This window comes from Amycolatopsis magusensis, from assembly GCF_017875555.1.
GTDB classification, from domain to species: Bacteria; Actinomycetota; Actinomycetes; order Mycobacteriales; family Pseudonocardiaceae; genus Amycolatopsis; species Amycolatopsis magusensis.
On record NZ_JAGGMS010000001.1, the window covers coordinates 7,565,533 to 7,581,031 of the forward strand.

At 71.1% G+C, this 15,499-nt stretch carries 14 protein-coding genes; 2 read left to right on the forward strand and 12 right to left on the reverse strand.

The genetic code is table 11. The annotated features are described in order from the left end of the window. Window positions 1-14 precede the first annotated feature (14 nt). A complete protein-coding gene (locus tag JOM49_RS44215) occupies window positions 15-803 on the reverse strand; it encodes an IclR family transcriptional regulator (protein ID WP_209668178.1) in 789 nt (262 codons plus the stop codon). A gap of 712 nt (window positions 804-1,515) precedes the next feature. On the opposite strand from JOM49_RS44215, the gene JOM49_RS33605 reads away from it, so the two are divergent. Then, window positions 1,516-2,784, forward strand: coding sequence for a YibE/F family protein (locus tag JOM49_RS33605; protein WP_308158962.1), 1,269 nt, complete (start codon window positions 1,516-1,518; stop codon window positions 2,782-2,784). Here the strand turns inward: JOM49_RS33605 and JOM49_RS33610 are convergent. Both JOM49_RS33610 and JOM49_RS33615 read right to left on the reverse strand, forming a co-directional pair. Then, window positions 2,756-3,370 (reverse strand): hypothetical protein, encoded by a 615-nt coding sequence (locus tag JOM49_RS33610; protein WP_209671916.1) that lies wholly within the window; start codon window positions 3,368-3,370, stop codon window positions 2,756-2,758. The two genes, JOM49_RS33605 and JOM49_RS33610, sit on opposite strands and share 29 nt — an antisense overlap. Before the next feature lie 34 nt (window positions 3,371-3,404). Beyond that, window positions 3,405-4,052 carry an MBL fold metallo-hydrolase gene (locus JOM49_RS33615; RefSeq protein ID WP_209668179.1) on the reverse strand — a complete coding sequence of 216 codons (648 nt, stop codon included), beginning with the start codon at window positions 4,050-4,052 and terminating at the stop codon, window positions 3,405-3,407. Window positions 4,053-4,213: 161 nt separating this feature from the next. Between JOM49_RS33615 and JOM49_RS33620 the strand changes: the two genes are divergently transcribed. Continuing rightward, entirely contained in the window at window positions 4,214-5,089 is an 876-nt protein-coding gene (locus JOM49_RS33620; RefSeq protein WP_209668180.1) for a peptidylprolyl isomerase, read from the forward strand. A 497-nt stretch (window positions 5,090-5,586) separates the two neighbouring features. Here the strand turns inward: JOM49_RS33620 and JOM49_RS33625 are convergent, their stop codons facing one another. The 9 genes from JOM49_RS33625 to ruvC form a co-directional block, all read right to left on the reverse strand. Then, window positions 5,587-6,366, reverse strand: a complete 780-nt coding sequence (locus JOM49_RS33625; RefSeq protein ID WP_209668181.1) for an enoyl-CoA hydratase-related protein — start codon at window positions 6,364-6,366, stop codon at window positions 5,587-5,589. 30 nt (window positions 6,367-6,396) lie between these two features. Beyond that, window positions 6,397-8,700: a RelA/SpoT family protein gene (locus JOM49_RS33630; RefSeq protein WP_282772607.1), complete on the reverse strand. Its 2,304-nt coding sequence runs from the start codon at window positions 8,698-8,700 to the stop codon at window positions 6,397-6,399. Between the two features lie 134 nt (window positions 8,701-8,834). Continuing rightward, entirely contained in the window at window positions 8,835-9,353 is a 519-nt protein-coding gene (locus JOM49_RS33635; RefSeq protein ID WP_209668183.1) for an adenine phosphoribosyltransferase, read from the reverse strand. 93 nt (window positions 9,354-9,446) lie between these two features. Further along, window positions 9,447-10,676: a protein translocase subunit SecF gene (secF, locus tag JOM49_RS33640; protein ID WP_209668184.1), complete on the reverse strand. Its 1,230-nt coding sequence runs from the start codon at window positions 10,674-10,676 to the stop codon at window positions 9,447-9,449. A 1-nt stretch (window position 10,677) separates the two neighbouring features. Then, window positions 10,678-12,399 (reverse strand): protein translocase subunit SecD, encoded by a 1,722-nt coding sequence (secD, locus tag JOM49_RS33645; RefSeq protein ID WP_209668185.1) that lies wholly within the window; start codon window positions 12,397-12,399, stop codon window positions 10,678-10,680. A 177-nt stretch (window positions 12,400-12,576) separates the two neighbouring features. Continuing rightward, window positions 12,577-13,017, reverse strand: a complete 441-nt coding sequence (gene yajC / locus JOM49_RS33650; RefSeq protein ID WP_209668186.1) for a preprotein translocase subunit YajC — start codon at window positions 13,015-13,017, stop codon at window positions 12,577-12,579. A 144-nt stretch (window positions 13,018-13,161) separates the two neighbouring features. Beyond that, window positions 13,162-14,238 carry a Holliday junction branch migration DNA helicase RuvB gene (ruvB, locus tag JOM49_RS33655; protein ID WP_209668187.1) on the reverse strand — a complete coding sequence of 359 codons (1,077 nt, stop codon included), beginning with the start codon at window positions 14,236-14,238 and terminating at the stop codon, window positions 13,162-13,164. A gap of 24 nt (window positions 14,239-14,262) precedes the next feature. Continuing rightward, a complete protein-coding gene (gene ruvA / locus JOM49_RS33660; RefSeq protein ID WP_209668188.1) occupies window positions 14,263-14,871 on the reverse strand; it encodes a Holliday junction branch migration protein RuvA in 609 nt (202 codons plus the stop codon). After that, the gene (gene ruvC / locus JOM49_RS33665) at window positions 14,868-15,446 is read right to left on the reverse strand and encodes a crossover junction endodeoxyribonuclease RuvC (protein WP_209668189.1); all 579 of its coding nucleotides are present in this window, start codon (window positions 15,444-15,446) and stop codon (window positions 14,868-14,870) included. Before ruvC ends, ruvA begins: the two co-directional genes overlap by 4 nt. Window positions 15,447-15,499: the final 53 nt, after the last annotated feature.

Genomic DNA, 15,499 nt, shown 5'->3' on the forward strand with positions numbered 1-15,499 from the left:
CGCAAGGACCTCACCTAGAACCCGAGTTTCGCGGAAACCTCTTTCGCCTGGCGCACAACGAGTTCGGTGGCGACGCCGAGTTTGTCGCCGATCAGGTCCCTGGCGAACCCGGTCACCCCCAGCGAACCGGCGATTCGGCCGTCCGAGTGGAAAACCGGGGCCGCGACGCACGCGATGTCGGGTTCCTCTTCCTCGTCCTCCACCGCGAACCCGGCGTCGCGCACCTTGTCGAGTTGAGCCAGGAAGACCCGGGCGGACGGTTTCTTCGCCTTCGGCCCGCGCCCGGCGACCAACTGCGGCAGGAGCGGGTCGAGCTGTTCGGCGGGCAGGTAGGCGGCGATCGCGCGGCCGAGCGCGGTCAGGTTGAACGGCGCGACCTTGCCGGGATAGGTGTCGAACTGGATGAACCCGGGGGTGGCGGCCTTCGCCACGTAGACCACCGACGCGCCGTCGAGCACGCCGACGTGGGCGGGCATGCCGAGTTCGTCGGCCAGGTCGCGCAGTTCCGGCTGGGCCACCTCGGCGAGGTCGTCCTGCTTGATCAGCGGGGCGGCCAGGTCGTAGAGCCGGAGGGTGACGCGCCAGAAGTGGCTGCGCCCGACCACCCGGCGCGCGGCGTACCCGCGCTGTTCGAGGGTGTAGACGATGGCCGCGCAGGTGGCCAGCGGGATGCCGGTCTCGCGGGCGAGCGCGGTCAGGGTGAGGCCGTCTTCGGCGTGGACCAGTGTCTCCAGCACGGTCAGCGTGCGGCCCACCGCTGGCGAGGCCGGCCGCGGTCCGGGCTGCTTCTCCTCCGCCGCCACGACCTGCCCTTCTTCCGCGTGCCGTTCCTATTTTCGGAATACGGATAATAGCAGCGCGGCCCCGCGCCTGCCGCCGTTACGCCGGTTGGGGCAGGATGGCGCCGTGCCCCGCGACCGCCCGCGCCGCCCCTTCGACGGTGATGACACCCCGACCGGACCGATCCCCCGCCTCCCCGGCGGCGACCGCCCGGCCCGTCCCGCGGCACGACGTCCCCAGCCCGGCACCGACCCGGCCCGCGAAACCCGCCAGGCTCGCCGGGAGCGCGAGGCCCGCAGCGACACCGGGGAACGCGTCATCCCCGTTGAACGCGGGAGCACCGGCGTCCCCCGCGAACGTCCAACCCGGGCCGAACGCGGCGGCACCGGCGAGCGACCGCTGCCCGTCGACCGGACTCGCCGCAACCCCGGCGACCGCCCCTCGCCCACCGACCGGGCACCTCGCGCGGACACCGGCGAACGCGTCCTACCCACCGACCGAGCAGTTCGCGGGGAGGGTGGCGAACGTCCTCTCCCTCGCGACCGAGCGGCTCGCGGGGACAGCGGCGAACTCCCGCTCCCTGACGGCCGGGCAGCTCGCCGTAAAACCGGCGACACCGGTGAACGCGTCATCCCGGTTGAACGCACGGCTCATCCTGAACGCGGAGACACGGCCGAGCGGGCAGTCCCTGAGCCGAACGAACGCGTGGCCGCTGGTCGGCGAGGGCGCCGGGGCGTGTCCAACCAGGTGGACACCGGGGCGGAGCCACCGGCGGCGGTCGGGCATGGGCACGGCCATGGGCATGGACATGGACCGGCGGCTCCGGCGTCCGCGCGGGTCAAGAAGTTGCTCCTCATCCTGCTCGCGCCGCTCGCGCTGGTGACCGTCGTGGGCGTGGCGGTGCTCTACCCCTGGGGCCAGCCCGATCCGCAGCCCGCCATCACCGTGGGCACGCCGGTGCACGGGGACGTCACCACCACGGCGACCGGCCCCTGCCTCTCCCCCGGTGATGTCCAAGTAGGTGCACCGGCCGAGGACACGCAGCAGTGCCTCACCGTGGACGTGCTGCTCAGCGACGGCGGCGCGGCCGGGCAGACGATCCGCAAGATCATGCCGCTCGAGCCGAGCACCCCGCGGTTCACCGCGGGTGACGCGGTGGTGCTGTCGTTCGCCGGGGACGACCCCCGCAATGCCGAGTCGTACCAGTTGGTCGACTTCCAGCGCGGGTTGCCGCTCGCCGCGCTCGCCGCGTTGTTCGCGATCGCGGTCGTGGTGCTCGGGCGGTGGAGCGGGCTGGCCGCGCTCGGCGCGCTGGTGCTGAGCTTCGCCATCCTCGTGCTGTTTGTGTTGCCCGCCATCCTCGCCGGGGAGAACCCGCTGCTGGTGGCGATCTGCGGCGCCGGGCTGATCATGTTCATCGCGTTGTACCTGACGCACGGGCTGTCCGCGAGAACCTCGGTGGCCGTGCTCGGCACGCTGGTCAGCCTCTCGCTGATCGGCGCGATCTCCGCGATCTTCTCCGCCGCCGCCTCGTTGACCGGACTCGACGACGACACGTCCTCACTGATCGCCGCGCTCGGGCACGGCATCGACGCGCGCGGGCTGCTGCTCGCGGGGGTCGTGATCGGGGCGCTCGGCGTGCTCGACGACGTCACGGTCACCCAGACCAGCGCGGTCTGGGAACTGCGGCGCGCGAACCCCGAGCTGGGGTGGCGCGAGCTGTACGCGGCGGGCGTGCGCATCGGGCGCGACCACGTCGGGTCGGCGGTCAACACGCTCGTCATGGCCTACGCGGGCGCGGCGCTGCCGGTGCTGCTGGTGTCCTCGCTGTCCGGCGTCGGGCTGGGCTCGATCCTCGGCTCGCAGGACATCGCGCAGGAGATCGTCCGGACCCTCGCGGGCAGCATCGGCATCGTGGCCGCTGTCCCGGTGACCACCGTGCTCGCCGCGTTGATCGCCGCTCGGGAAGAGGTCCCTACTCCAGGCTCGCGACGAAGCGACTGACCGCCTCCATGGTGAACCGCTGCGCCAGCTTGCCCGAAGGGGCCGCCGACGCCAGGCGGTAGAGCGGGCGGTCCGGGGCGGCGTCACCGCGGGCCTCCGCCCGCAGCTGCGCGACGAGCAACTGGGAGAACACCATGCCGTTGGCCTCGAAGTTGTTGGCCAGCGCGTCGGCGAGTTTGCGCAGCGCGAGGATCTGCAGCTCGCGGCCCCCTGTCCCGGCGTAGACGGCCAGGTCGATCTTCACCGTCTGGCGGCGGTTGCCCGCGTTGACCAGCAGCCCGACCGAGCGCGTGCCGCGGACGTCGGTGACCAGCAGGTCGAGCCGCCCGGCCTGGGTCAGGTCGATCTCGCGGACGCGCCAGGTGCGCACGTACAACCGGTTGGACTCGAGCCAGACGCGGCGGCGCAGGTTGAACGCGACCAGGTAGAGCAGCGGCAGCGCGACCACCGCGGCGACCACCAGCCCGGCCACCTGACCGCCGATCAGCCCGCCGATGCCGCCGAACGCGGCGGCGAAGATCACCACCCCCGTCAAACCGGAACAACCGCGGCGGCGCCGCAGCTTCGGGTCCTCCGAGGTGAGCATGATCCGGCCCACCGGCTTGGGCCGCTGCTCCGGTTCAGCCACGGGACACCGCCGGCCCGGTCAGGAACGGGTTCGCCTGGCGTTCCCGGCCGATCGTGGTGGTGCCGCCGTGCCCGGGGAGCACCACCGTCCGATCGTCCAGGGTGAGCAGCCGGTCCGCGAGTGACCGCTCGAGCTGCGACAAGCTGCCTCCTGGCAGGTCGGTCCGTCCGATGGAACCGGCGAACAGGGTGTCGCCGGTGAAGGCCAGGTCGCCGAGCCGGAAGATCGCCGAACCCGGCGTGTGCCCGGGGGTGTGCACGGCGGTGATCGTCAGGCCCGCCAGCCGCAGCTCGCCGTCGGCCAGGTCGACCGGTTCAGCTGGTTCGACCGGGCGGACCGCGTCGCCGAGCGCGGCGACCAACTGCGGGCTCGCGCCGGACCACGGGTCGGCGAGCAGGCCGCGGTCCTCGGGACGGATGTGCACCGGGAGGTCGAACTCGGCCGCGTCGGCGATGTGATCGAAATGACCGTGCGTGGCCAGCACCGCGACCGGTGTCAGCCGGTGCTCCTCGAGGGCGCGCGCGATCTTGGGGGCGGTGTCCTGCCCGGGATCGATGATCACGCACTCGGCGCCCGCCTCGGGGGCGACCAGGTAGCAGTTGGCGGCGAAGGTCCCGCTGGGGAACCCGACGACGAGCAAGAACCGCACCTCCGAGCGCGCGAAACGACCCTCTCCACCCGTCCGGATGAACCGGCCGGCCCAGCCTAGCGGCCCCTCTACAGGGTTCTCACAGGCTGTGCCAATAGACTGCCGCCACGCAGGACACCGACGTGTGACACCGATTGGAAGCGGGAGGGCAGGTGGCGACCAACCAGCAACGCCGCGAAGCCGCCAAGCGCAAGCTCGAGCGGCAGCTGACTCGACGTGCGGAACGGGCGAAGCGGCGCAGGATCATCGGCGTCGGCGTGACGATCGTCGTGGTGGGGCTAGTCGCCGGCCTGGTGGTGTTCCTGGTGACCCGGGACCGGGAGGACGTCGCCGCGGACCCGGCCGCGTCGGACTCGCCGTCGACCCCGGCGCCGATCCAGATCCCGACCGAACGCGCGCCCGAGCCGAAGCGGCCGCAGCCGCTGGCCGACCCGGTTTCCTGCGAGTACCCGGTCGAGGAGGGCAAGCCGGCCGCGAAGCCGGTCAACGCCCCCGCCGCCGGGCAGGTGGCGTCGAACGGCACGGTCGGCGTGACCATGAAGACCACCGCGGGCGACATCCCGCTGACGCTGAACAAGGCGCTCGCGCCGTGCACCGTGAACAGCTTCGTCAACCTGGTGAACCAGGGCTTCTACACCGACACCGAATGCCACCGGCTCGGCACCGAAGGGCTGCAGATGCTGCAGTGCGGTGACCCGCAGGCCACCGGCATGGGCGGGCCCGGCTACACCTTCGACGACGAGGTCTTCCCGGAGCTGAGCTACGGCCGGGGCATCCTGGCCATGGCGAACGCCGGCAAGGACCCGGCCACCGGCAAGGGCACCAACGGCAGCCAGTTCTTCATGGTCTACGGAGACGCCCAGCTGCCGCCGAACTACACCGTGTTCGGCACCATCGGCGACCCCGGACTGGAAGTGCTGGACAAGGTGGCGCGCGACGGGATCGACGCCGAGTCCGCCGCGACCAGCCAGGACGGCACCGGCAAGCCGAAGACCCCGGTCAAGTTCACCGCGGCCACGGTCGGCTGACCGACCCAGTTGCACGCAAGGGGCCGCCATCCGCGACACGGGTGGCGGCCCTTTCGCATAACCGGGTTCTTCGGCCGTTTCGGGACGGGGGCGAGCGTCATTCTCGGGCGGCGCCCGGCTCGCCGGACACGAATGTGGCTTTGGGGGCCGAATCCGCCCCGTAAGCCACATTTGTGTCCCGGGCGGCCTCGGGGGCCGGGTGCGGCGAGTGTGGGGTTCGGCTGCGGGAGTGTGGGACTCGCCCGGGATGTGGCGGGAGCCGGGCGAGTCCCACGTTCCCCGCAGCCGAGTTCCACACTCGAGGCCTCAAGCCAGCCAAGTTGGGCGGGGACCCGTTGAATGTCACGAATGTGGCTTTCGAGACGTCTGGCGTCTCGAAAGCCACATTCGTGACACCGCCTCGGCGATGGGGCCGGCTCGTGCCGTGAATGTGGCTTTCACGGCGGAATGTGCCGTGAAAGCCACATTCACGGCAGCGGGTAGGCGGGTGCGCGAGGTTAGCGGTGCGTGAAGGTGGGCGGGCGTCGGGCGAGGAAGGCGGCGACGCCTTCTGCGTAGTCTTCGCCGTGCAGGGCGTCCAGGCGGATCTGGTCGATTTCGGCGTCCGATCCGGACTGGCCGGCCAGGATCTTTTCGATGATCCGGTTCATCCCGCGAATCGAGGCCTGCGAGCGGGAGCAGAGCGTCCGGGTGAACTCGGCGACCGAGTCCTCCAGTGCGGCGTCGTCGTGGACCTCGTTGAGCAGGCCGATCTCCCGCGCCCGCGCCGAGTCGATCAGTGAGCCGCTGAGCAGGAAGTACCGGGCGTGCGCCGGGCCGATCAGGTCGACCAGCTGCCGGGTGGACTGGAAGTCGTAGACGATGCCGAGTTTGGCCGGGGTGATGCCGAACCGGGAGCCCGTCGCGGCGAAGCGGAAGTCGCAGGCCACGGAGAGCTGGCAGCCGCCGCCGATGCAGTTGCCGCGGATCATCGCCACGGTCGGCTTCCGCAGCCCGGCCAGCGCCCGCACCGCGGCCTCGATCGCCTTGTCGTAGGTGGCGGCGGCCTCCGCGGACGACCGCAGTTCGCCGAACTCGCTGATGTCCGCGCCCGCCGAGAAGTCCGAACCGGCGCCGGTGAGCACCAGCACCTTCACCGCCGGGTCGCGCTCCACCTCCGCGACCACCCCGGCGATCGCGGACCACATGCCGTGCGTGATCGCGTTCTTCTTCTCCGGCCTGGCGAAGGTCAGCCGCGCGACCTCGTCGTGCACGGTGAACTGGAGCCCGTCAGTCATGGCTCGCACCTTACGCAGCGGCGAACGCGCTCAGGAGGCCGACGTGACCCGGTACACGTCGTAGACGCCCTCGACGCTGCGCACCACCTTCAGCACGTGCCCGAGGTGCTTCGGATCGCCCATCTCGAAGGAGAACCGGCTCACCGCCACCCGGTCGCGCGAGGTGGTCACCGAGGCCGACAGGATGTTCACCTTCTCGTCCGCCAGCACCTTGGTGATGTCGGAGAGCAGGCGGTGCCGGTCGAGCGCCTCGACCTGGATGGCGACCAGGAACACCGACGACTCCGACGGCGCCCATTCGACCTCGACCAGCCGCTCCGGCTGCGCGCGCAGGTCCTCGGCGTTGGTGCAGTCCGTGCGGTGCACGCTCACGCCACCACCGCGGGTGACGAACCCGAGGATCTCGTCGCCCGGCACCGGTGTGCAGCAGCGCGCGAGCTTGGCCCAGATGTCGCTGGCGCCCTTGACGATCACGCCGACGTCGTTCGAGCCGCGGCGCCGGGTCACCGTGGACGGCGTGGCCCGCTCGGCGAGCTCCTCCTCCGCCTCTTCGACCCCGCCGATCAGCGCGACCAGCCGCGACACCACGTGCTTGGCGCTGGTGTGCCCCTCGCCGACCGCGGCGTAGAGCGAGCTGATGTCGCCGTGGCGCAACTCGGTGGCCAGCGCGCCCATGGAGTCCGCCGAGACCAGCCGCTGCAACGGCAGGCCGACCTTGCGGACCTCCTTGGTGATCGCCTCCTTGCCCGCGTCGATCGCCTCGTCGCGGCGCTCCTTGGCGAACCACTGCCGGATCTTGGCCCGTGCCTTAGGCGAACCGGCGAAGCTCAGCCAGTCGCGGCTCGGGCCCGCGCCCTCGGCCTTCGAGGTGAAGATCTCGATGACCTCGCCGTTTTCGAGCTTGCGCTCGAGCGCGACGAGCCTGCCGTTGACCCGGGCGCCGATGCAGCGGTGCCCGACCTCGGTGTGCACCGCGTAGGCGAAGTCCACCGGCGTCGAATCGACCGGCAGCGTGATCACGTCGCCCTTGGGCGTGAACACGAAGATCTCGCGGGCGGCCAGTTCGTACCGCAGCGACTCGAGGAACTCGCCCGGGTCGGCGGCCTCCCGCTGCCAGTCGAGCAGCTGGCGCATCCACGCCATCTCGTCGACGTCGACCGCGTTACCGCTGTGCGTGCCCTTGGTCTCCTTGTACCGCCAGTGCGCGGCGATGCCGTACTCGGCCGTGCGGTGCATCTCGTAGGTGCGGATCTGCACCTCGAGCGGCTTGCCGTCCGGGCCGATCACCGTGGTGTGCAGCGACTGGTACACGCCGAACCGCGGTTGCGCGATGTAGTCCTTGAACCGGCCGGGCATCGGCTGCCACAGCGCGTGCACCACGCCCATCGCGGCGTAGCAGTCGCGCACGTCCTCGACCAGGATCCGCACGCCGACCAGGTCGTGGATGTCGTCGAGGTCGCGGCCGCGGACGATCATCTTCTGGTGGATCGAGTAGTAGTGCTTCGGGCGGCCCTCGACCTTCGCGGTGATCCGCGAGGCCTCCAGGTTGGTGGTCAGGTCGCCGATGACCCAGCGCAGGTAGGTGTCGCGCGACGGCGCGCGGTCGGCCACCAGGCGCACGATCTCGTCGTACTTCTTCGGCTGCAGGATGGCGAACGCGAGGTCCTCCAGCTCCCACTTCACCGTGGCCATGCCCAGCCGGTGCGCCAGCGGGGCGAGCACCTCGAGGGTTTCCTTCGCCTTGCGGGCCTGCTTCTCCGGCGGCAGGAAACGCATGGTGCGCATGTTGTGCAGCCGGTCGGCCAGCTTGATCACCAGCACGCGCGGGTCGCGGGCCATCGCGATGACCATCTTGCGGATGGTCTCCGCCTCGGCCGCGGTGCCCAGCTTGACCTTGTCCAGCTTGGTGACCCCGTCGACGAGCTGGGCGACCTTGTCGCCGAAGTCGGCGGAGAGCTGCTCGACCGGGTAGCCGGTGTCCTCGACGGTGTCGTGCAGCAGCCCGGCCACCAGCGTGGTGGTGTCCATGCCCAGCTCGGCCAGGATCGTCGCCACGGCCAGCGGGTGGGTGATGTACGGGTCACCCGACTTGCGGCGCTGTTCGCGGTGCAGCTCCTCGGCCACGTCGTAGGCGCGCTGCAGCAGCGCGAGGTCCGCGCTCGGGTGCATTTCGCGGTGCACCGCGGCCAGCGGTTCGAGGACCTGCTTGACCGAGGCGGCGCGCTGGGCGGTGATGCGGCGGGCCAGGCGGGCGCGGACGCGCCGGGTGGCCGAGGGCGCGCGGCTGCTGCCGTTGCCGTTGCCGTTCACCGGGGGGACGGGTGGCACCGGCACCGGACGGGACTTGCCGCCGTCCTTGGCCGGCGAAGCGGATTCGAGCTCTTGGCTCACCCGCACCTCCCGTCACTAGTTCATCTCGTGCGTTCAGCGTAACGCGCGGCGGGGCGACGGCGTTCCGTTCCCCCCGCTCAGGAGGTGTGCAGTGTACGGACCGAACGGCCCGGCAGGGCGTCGCGGCCGCCGAGACCGGCCAGTTCGAGCACCACGGAGACCCCGCTGACCACGGCCCCGGCCTGCTCCAGCAGCCGGCACGCCGCCGCCACGGTCCCGCCGGTGGCCAACACGTCGTCGATCACCGCGACGCGCTGACCTGGCTGGACCACCCCGGCGGGCAGCTCCAGCGTGGCCCGGCCGTATTCGAGCTCGTAGTCGGCCCTGGCGGCGACCTGCGGCAGTTTGCCCGGTTTGCGCACCATGACCACCCCGAGCCCCTGGGCCTGGCCGAGCGCCGCGGCGAGCAGGAACCCACGAGCCTCCACCGCGGCGAGCAGTTCGACACCCTCGTCGAGCGTGCCGGCCAGCGCGGAGGTGACCTCGGCGAAGCCCTCCGCCGAGGCGAACAGCGGCGCGAAGTCCCGGAACAGGATCCCGGGCTGCGGGAAGTCGGGCACCTCGGCGATCAGGCCGAGCGCCTTGTCCAGATCCATCTCATCTCCCGGCCCAATGCTATGAGTGGGGCATTACTTGCAATCAACGCAAGTAATGCCCCACTCCTAGCAATCAACGAAACGCGTAGGCGGTCAGCGGCGGCGTTTGCCTGAGGGCTGTTTGCCCGACGGGCGGCCCCGCCGCGGCGTGGCCTTCTGGGTGCGCGCGGGCACGCTGGCCGCGGCCGCGTACGCGCGTTCCTTGCGCAGTTCGGCGTTGAGCTGCTCGTCGTCGCTGGCGTCGAAGTCGTCGTCCTCGACACCGGCGTCGCGCTCGGCGGCCTTGCGGGCGAGGTTCTCCCGGCGGGCCTTGACCCGCTGCGCCTGCTGCTTGAACTTCGGGTCGCGCATCTTGAAGTCGACCAGCAGCGGCGTGGCCAGCGCGACCGAGGACAGCACCCCGGCCAGCATGCCGGTCAGCTGCACCAGCGCCAGGTCCTGCAGCGTGCCGGAGCCCAGCAGGACGTAGCCGATGATCAGCAGGCCGAGCACCGGCAGCAGGGCGATCACCGCGGTGTTGATCGACCGCATCAGCGTCTGGTTCAGCGCCAGGTTGGCCGCTTCGGCGTAGCTGCGCCTGGTCAGGCCCAGGATGCCGCGGGTGTTCTCCTTGACCTTGTCGAACACCACCACGGTGTCGTACAGGGAGAACCCGAGGATGGTCAGCAGGCCGATCACCGTGGCCGGGGTGACCTCGAAGCCGACCAGCGAATAGATGCCCGCGGTGACCACGATGTCGTGGATCAGCGAGATCAGCGCCGCGACCGCCATCCAGCGTTCGAAGTAGATCGCCAGGAAGATGGTCACCAGCACCAGGAAGACCGCGAGCGCGATGAGCGCCTTCTCCGAGATCTCCCCACCCCACGACGCGCTGACCGCGCTGTCGCTGATGGACAACTGGCTGGGCTGGCCGTTTTCGCCGAGCGGCTGGAAGGCGTCGAACAGCGCCTGCTTGACCTTCGCGACCTGGCCCGCGTCCAGCGTGTCGGACCTGATCTGCACGGTCTGCGCCGCGCCGCTGCCGACCTTCTGCGCTTCGGCGGCCGGCTCACCGGCGGCGTCGGCGAAGATCTCCTTCGCGCGCTGCTCGTCGACCTCGCCGGAGACCCCGGTGGCGGGCATCTGGATCTGCGTGCCGCCCTCGAAGTCGATGCCGAGGTTGAAGCCCTTGATCCCGATGGAGCCGATGCTGACCAGCATCAGCAGCCCGAAGAAGACGTACCAGTACTTCCGCGCGCCGACGATGTCGAAGGCGCCGGTGCCGACGTAGAGCCGGTGGAACACCGAACCCCTCTTCTTGGCGCCCAAGTCCTCGACCCCCACGTCAGGCCTCCTTCACGGTCGCGCCGGCGACCTTGGCTGTGCGGCGTTGTGAGCCGACTCGCTGCACCCCGCCGAGCCCGGAGATCTTCGGGTTCGACAGTGTCTTGGACTTCGACACCATGGCCACCAGCGGGTGGGTCACCAGGAACACCACGACCAGGTCGAGCACGGTGGACATGCCGAGGGTGAACGCGAAACCACGCACTTCGCCGACCGCGAGCAGGTAGAGCACGGCGGCGGCGAGGAACATGACCGCGTCCGAGGCGAGGATGGTGCGCCGCCCCCGGATCCAGCCGCGTGGCACCGCCGAGCGGAACGAGCGGCCCTCGCGCATCTCGTCCTTCAAGCGTTCGAAGAACACCACGAACGAGTCCGCGGTGACACCGATGGCGATGATGAACCCGGCCACGCCCGCGAGGTCGAGCGAGAAGTTGATCCACCGGCCGAGCAGCACGAGCACGCCGTAGACGATCACCCCGGACAGGCCGAGCGACAGGATCGTCAGCACGCCGAGCAGGCGGTAGTAGAACAGGCAGTAGACGAACACCAGCAGCAGGCCGATGCCGCCGGCGATCAGCCCGGCCTGCAGCGAGGCCAGGCCCAGGGTCGCGGACACCGTGGTGGCGTCGGAGGAGGCGAACGACAGCGGCAGCGAGCCGTACTTCAGCACGTCGGCGAGGTTCTTCGCCTCGGACTGGGTGAATCCACCGGTGATCTGGGTGCGCCCGTCGAGGATCGGCACGGTGATGTTCGGCGCCGAGACCACCTGGGTGTCGAGCACGAAGGCGGCCTGCTCGTTCACGTTGGCCGAGGTGAAGTCGCCCCAGGCCTTGGTGCCGTCGGCCTTGAAGGACAGGTCCACCACGTAGCCGCCGCGCTGGCTGTCGTAGCCGGAGCTGGCGGTGTCGATCATCGTGCCGGGCAGGAACTCGGGCTCGAGCACGAACTTCTGCGAGCCGTCCTTGAGGCAGGCGACCAGCGGCAGCGCCGGGTCGTCGTTGCCGCGCAGCGGGTCGTTCGGGGTGCACTGGAACTGCGCCAGCGTCTCCTGCTGCAACTGCTGGGCGGCGGCGACCGCGGCCTGGTCGGCCGGGTCGGCGGCGACGAGGGCGGGATTCTGCCGCAGTGCCTTGGCGGCCTGGATCGCCTGGGCCTCGGCCTCGGGCGAACCGGGCGCGGGCGGGGCCGGCTGTTCCTGCGCGGGCGCGGCGCCGGGCGCGGAACCACCCGCGGGCGGGGCCGACGGCTGACCGGCGGCGGGCGCCTCGCCCGGCTGGCCACCGGCGGGCGGCTGCGAAGCGGGCGGCTGGGTGCCGGGCTGCTGCTGCGGCGGGGTCGGCGTGTTCGGCTGGACGGTGGCCACCTTGCGGAAGCCGAGCTTGGCCGTCTGGCCCAGGCTCTTGGCCTGGTCGCCCTGCTCACCGGGCACGGTGATGACGACGTTGTTGCCGTCGAGCACCACCTCGGTGCCGGCGACGCCGATCCCGTTGACCCGGGTCTCGATGATCGTCTTCGCCTGCTCGAGCGCTTCCTTGGGCGGCTCACCGCCGTCCAGGGTGCGGGCGGTCAGCGTGACCCGCGTGCCGCCCTGCAGCTCGATGCCCAGCTTGGGGGTCGGTTTCCCGTTGCCGGTGAAGAACACCAGCGAGTACAAACCGATGACGATCAGGACGAAGAACGCGAGATAGCGTCCCGGGCGGATCTGCCCGGCCGGTGGTGCCACGGTGCGTCGGTCTCCTCGAACTGGGGCCTTCCCGAATGGAACAGGGCCTGCCTGAGTGGAAAGTTGTCCGGGTAAGCCCGCGCGGACGCGGGCATACGCAGCACCGAGACACTACTCGGTGCTGCGTGAGCCCTGCGTTACCCCCTCATCGGCGCGTGCGCGCCGGCTCGCAGGGTGTTACTTCTTGCCGTGCTCCAGCGGCGGCGCGATCTGCGGGCCTGCCTTCTCGGCGGCCTTCTTCTCGTCCTCGGCGCTGTCGGTCTTGACCGGCTCGACGCCCGTGGCCGGCTCGATGACCGAAGCCTCGGTCGCCGAGTCGGTCTCGTCGGCGTCGTCGAGGACGTCGTCCTCGACGACCGGCTCGACCTTCTCGCGAACGGCCTGGCGCAGCCAGGTGGTCACCACACCGGGCGCGATCTCGAGGTCGATGGTGGTGTCGCCGCTGGTGTCCGCGACGGTCGCGTAGAGACCGGAGGTGGTCATCACGCGGTCGCCCTCGGTCAGGTTGTTCTGCAGCTCCTGCTGACGGGCTGCCGCTTGCTTCTGCTTGCGGCTCCCCAGGAACAGGGGGATCGCCACGACCAGCATGAGCAGCAGCGGCAGGAAAAGGCCTTCCATGACTCTCCATTCAGCGGGTGCGACAGCGGCGGACCGCCTGCCGATTCGCCCGATTTGTTCTGGGTCTGCTTGTTCGAGTGTGCCAGGTGCCACCCGCGGGGCCGTCGCCGGGCACGGGCGCGTACCCGGCGCGGAGTCGCCCCGCTACCCGAACAGACCAGGGTTGCCCTGGTCGAACCGTCCGGCCTCCCACGGCACCTCGGTCGGTGGGCGTAACCCGAGGTGCTCCCACGCGGCGGGGGTAGCGACCCTGCCGCGGGGGGTCCGGGCGAGCATACCCGCGCGGACCAGGTAGGGCTCGCACACCTCTTCCACGGTCGTCGACTCTTCGCCGACGGCGACCGCCAGCGTGGCCACCCCGACCGGGCCGCCGTGGAACGACTTCACCAGCGCGCTGAGCACCGCGCGGTCGAGCCGGTCGAGCCCGAGTTCGTCCACGTCGTAGACCTCGAGCGCGGCGCGGGCGACGTCGAGGCTGACCCTGCCGTCGGACCGGACCTCGGCGTAGTCTCGGACCCGGCGCAGCAGCCGGTTCGCGATCCGGGGCGTGCCACGGGAACGGCGTGCGATCTCGGCCTCGCCGTCGGCCTCCAGCGGGATGCCGAGGATGGTGGCCGAGCGGCGCAGCACCTGCGCCAGTTCGTCGGCGCTGTAGAACTCCATGTGCCCGGTGAAGCCGAAGCGGTCGCGCAGCGGGCCGGTCAGCGCGCCGGACCGGGTGGTGGCCCCGACCAGGGTGAACGGCGCGATCTCCAGCGGGATGCTGGTGGCGCCCGGCCCCTTGCCGACCACCACGTCCACCCGGAAGTCCTCCATCGCCAGGTAGAGCATCTCCTCGGCGGGGCGGGCGATGCGGTGGATCTCGTCGATGAACAGCACGTCGCCCTCGGCGAGGTTGGACAGCATCGCGGCGAGGTCGCCCGCCCGTTCCAGCGCGGGCCCGGAGGTGATCCGGATGGCGGCGTCCAGCTCGGCCGCGATGATCATCGACATGCTCGTCTTGCCCAGCCCCGGCGGGCCGGACAGCAGCACGTGGTCCGGCGGCACCCCGCGGCGGCGCGCGCTCTCCAGCACCAGTTGCAGTTGCTCGCGGACCCGCGGCTGGCCGACAAAGTCGTCGAGTTTGCGGGGCCGGAGCGTGGTCTCCACGTCCCGGTCGCCGGTCTGCGCGAACGCGGACAGCGTCTCGGATTCGGCGAGATCCGGTTCGGGCTCGGTCACCGGGTCATCGTGCACGGTGCCCGCCTAGCGCTTGCGACCCAGGGTGGTCAGCGCCGAGCGCAGCACCTGCGAGGTGTCGGCCGCGGCGCCTTCACCGGCTTCGCCGAGCACCCGGTCGACCGCCTGCTCGGCCTGCTTCGCCGCGAAACCGAGGCCCACCAGTGCTTCGACCACCTCGGCGCGCACCACGCCACCGGCGGCGGGCATCGCGTCGGCCGGGCTCGCGCCGGGCACCGCGACGACCTTGTCGCGCAGTTCGAGGCTGAGCCGTTCGGCGCCCTTCTTGCCGATGCCGGGCACCTGGGTGAGCACGTTGATGTCGCCGTCGGCGAGCGCGGACCGCAGCTTGTCCGGGTCGAGCACGGCCAGCGCGGCCAGCGCCAGGCGCGGCCCGATGCCGGACACCGTCTGCAGCAGCACGAACAGCTCACGCGCGTCGGCGTCGGCGAACCCGAACAGCGTCAGGGAGTCCTCGCGGACCACCAGCGAGGTGTGCAGCCGGATCTTCTCGCCCCGGCGCAGCGTGGCGAGCGTGCTCGGCGTGGCCTGCACCGCGAACCCGACCCCGCCGACCTCGACCACCGCGTGGTCGAGTCCGACGGAGAGCACTTCCCCGTGCACCGAAGAGATCATCGTCCCGCCCTCGCATTCTTCTTCGCCGCCTCGGCCAGCCGGGCGCGGTGGATCTTCGCCACTTCGGCCGCGCGCGCCTCGGCGGCGGCGAGCCTGGCCCGCATCGGTTCCCGCCACAGGTGGCAGATCGCCAGCGCGAGCGCGTCGGCGGCGTCCGCCGGTTTCGGCGCCTGCGCCAGCCCCAGCAGCTTGGTGACCATGCCGGTGACCTGTGCCTTGTCCGCCCGGCCCGAGCCGGTGACCGCGGCCTTGACCTCGCTCGGCGTGTGGAAGTGGACCGGCAGCCCGCGGCGCGCGGCGCCGAGCGCCACCACTCCCCCGGCCTGCGCGGTGCCCATCGCGGTGCGCACGTTGTGCTGGCTGAACACGCGCTCGATGGCGACCGCTTCGGGCTGATAGGTGTCGAACCAGGTCTCCACCGCGTCGGCCACCGCGAGCAGCCTGCTGGCCAGATCCGCCTCCGGGGGTGTGCGCACCACGTCGACCGCGACGCAGCTGACCGTGCGCCCGGCACCCCCGTCCACCACGCCGAGACCGCAGCGGGTCAGGCCGGGGTCCACACCGAGCACACGCACAGGTTCCACTCCTCGCCGAACAACAGTTCGAGGAGCAGGCTACCGGCGACGGG

Bases quoted from the DNA above. Each gene is read 5' to 3' on its own strand.
- yajC (WP_209668186.1), bottom strand. From the start codon at position 13,017: ATGGAAGGCCTTTTCCTGCCGCTGCTGCTCATGCTGGTCGTGGCGATC.
- JOM49_RS33625 (WP_209668181.1), bottom strand. From the start codon at position 6,366: ATGACTGACGGGCTCCAGTTCACCGTGCACGACGAGGTCGCGCGGCTG.
- JOM49_RS33635 (WP_209668183.1), bottom strand. From the start codon at position 9,353: ATGGATCTGGACAAGGCGCTCGGCCTGATCGCCGAGGTGCCCGACTTC.
- ruvA (WP_209668188.1), bottom strand. From the start codon at position 14,871: ATGATCTCTTCGGTGCACGGGGAAGTGCTCTCCGTCGGACTCGACCAC.
- JOM49_RS33610 (WP_209671916.1), bottom strand. From the start codon at position 3,370: ATGCTCACCTCGGAGGACCCGAAGCTGCGGCGCCGCCGCGGTTGTTCC.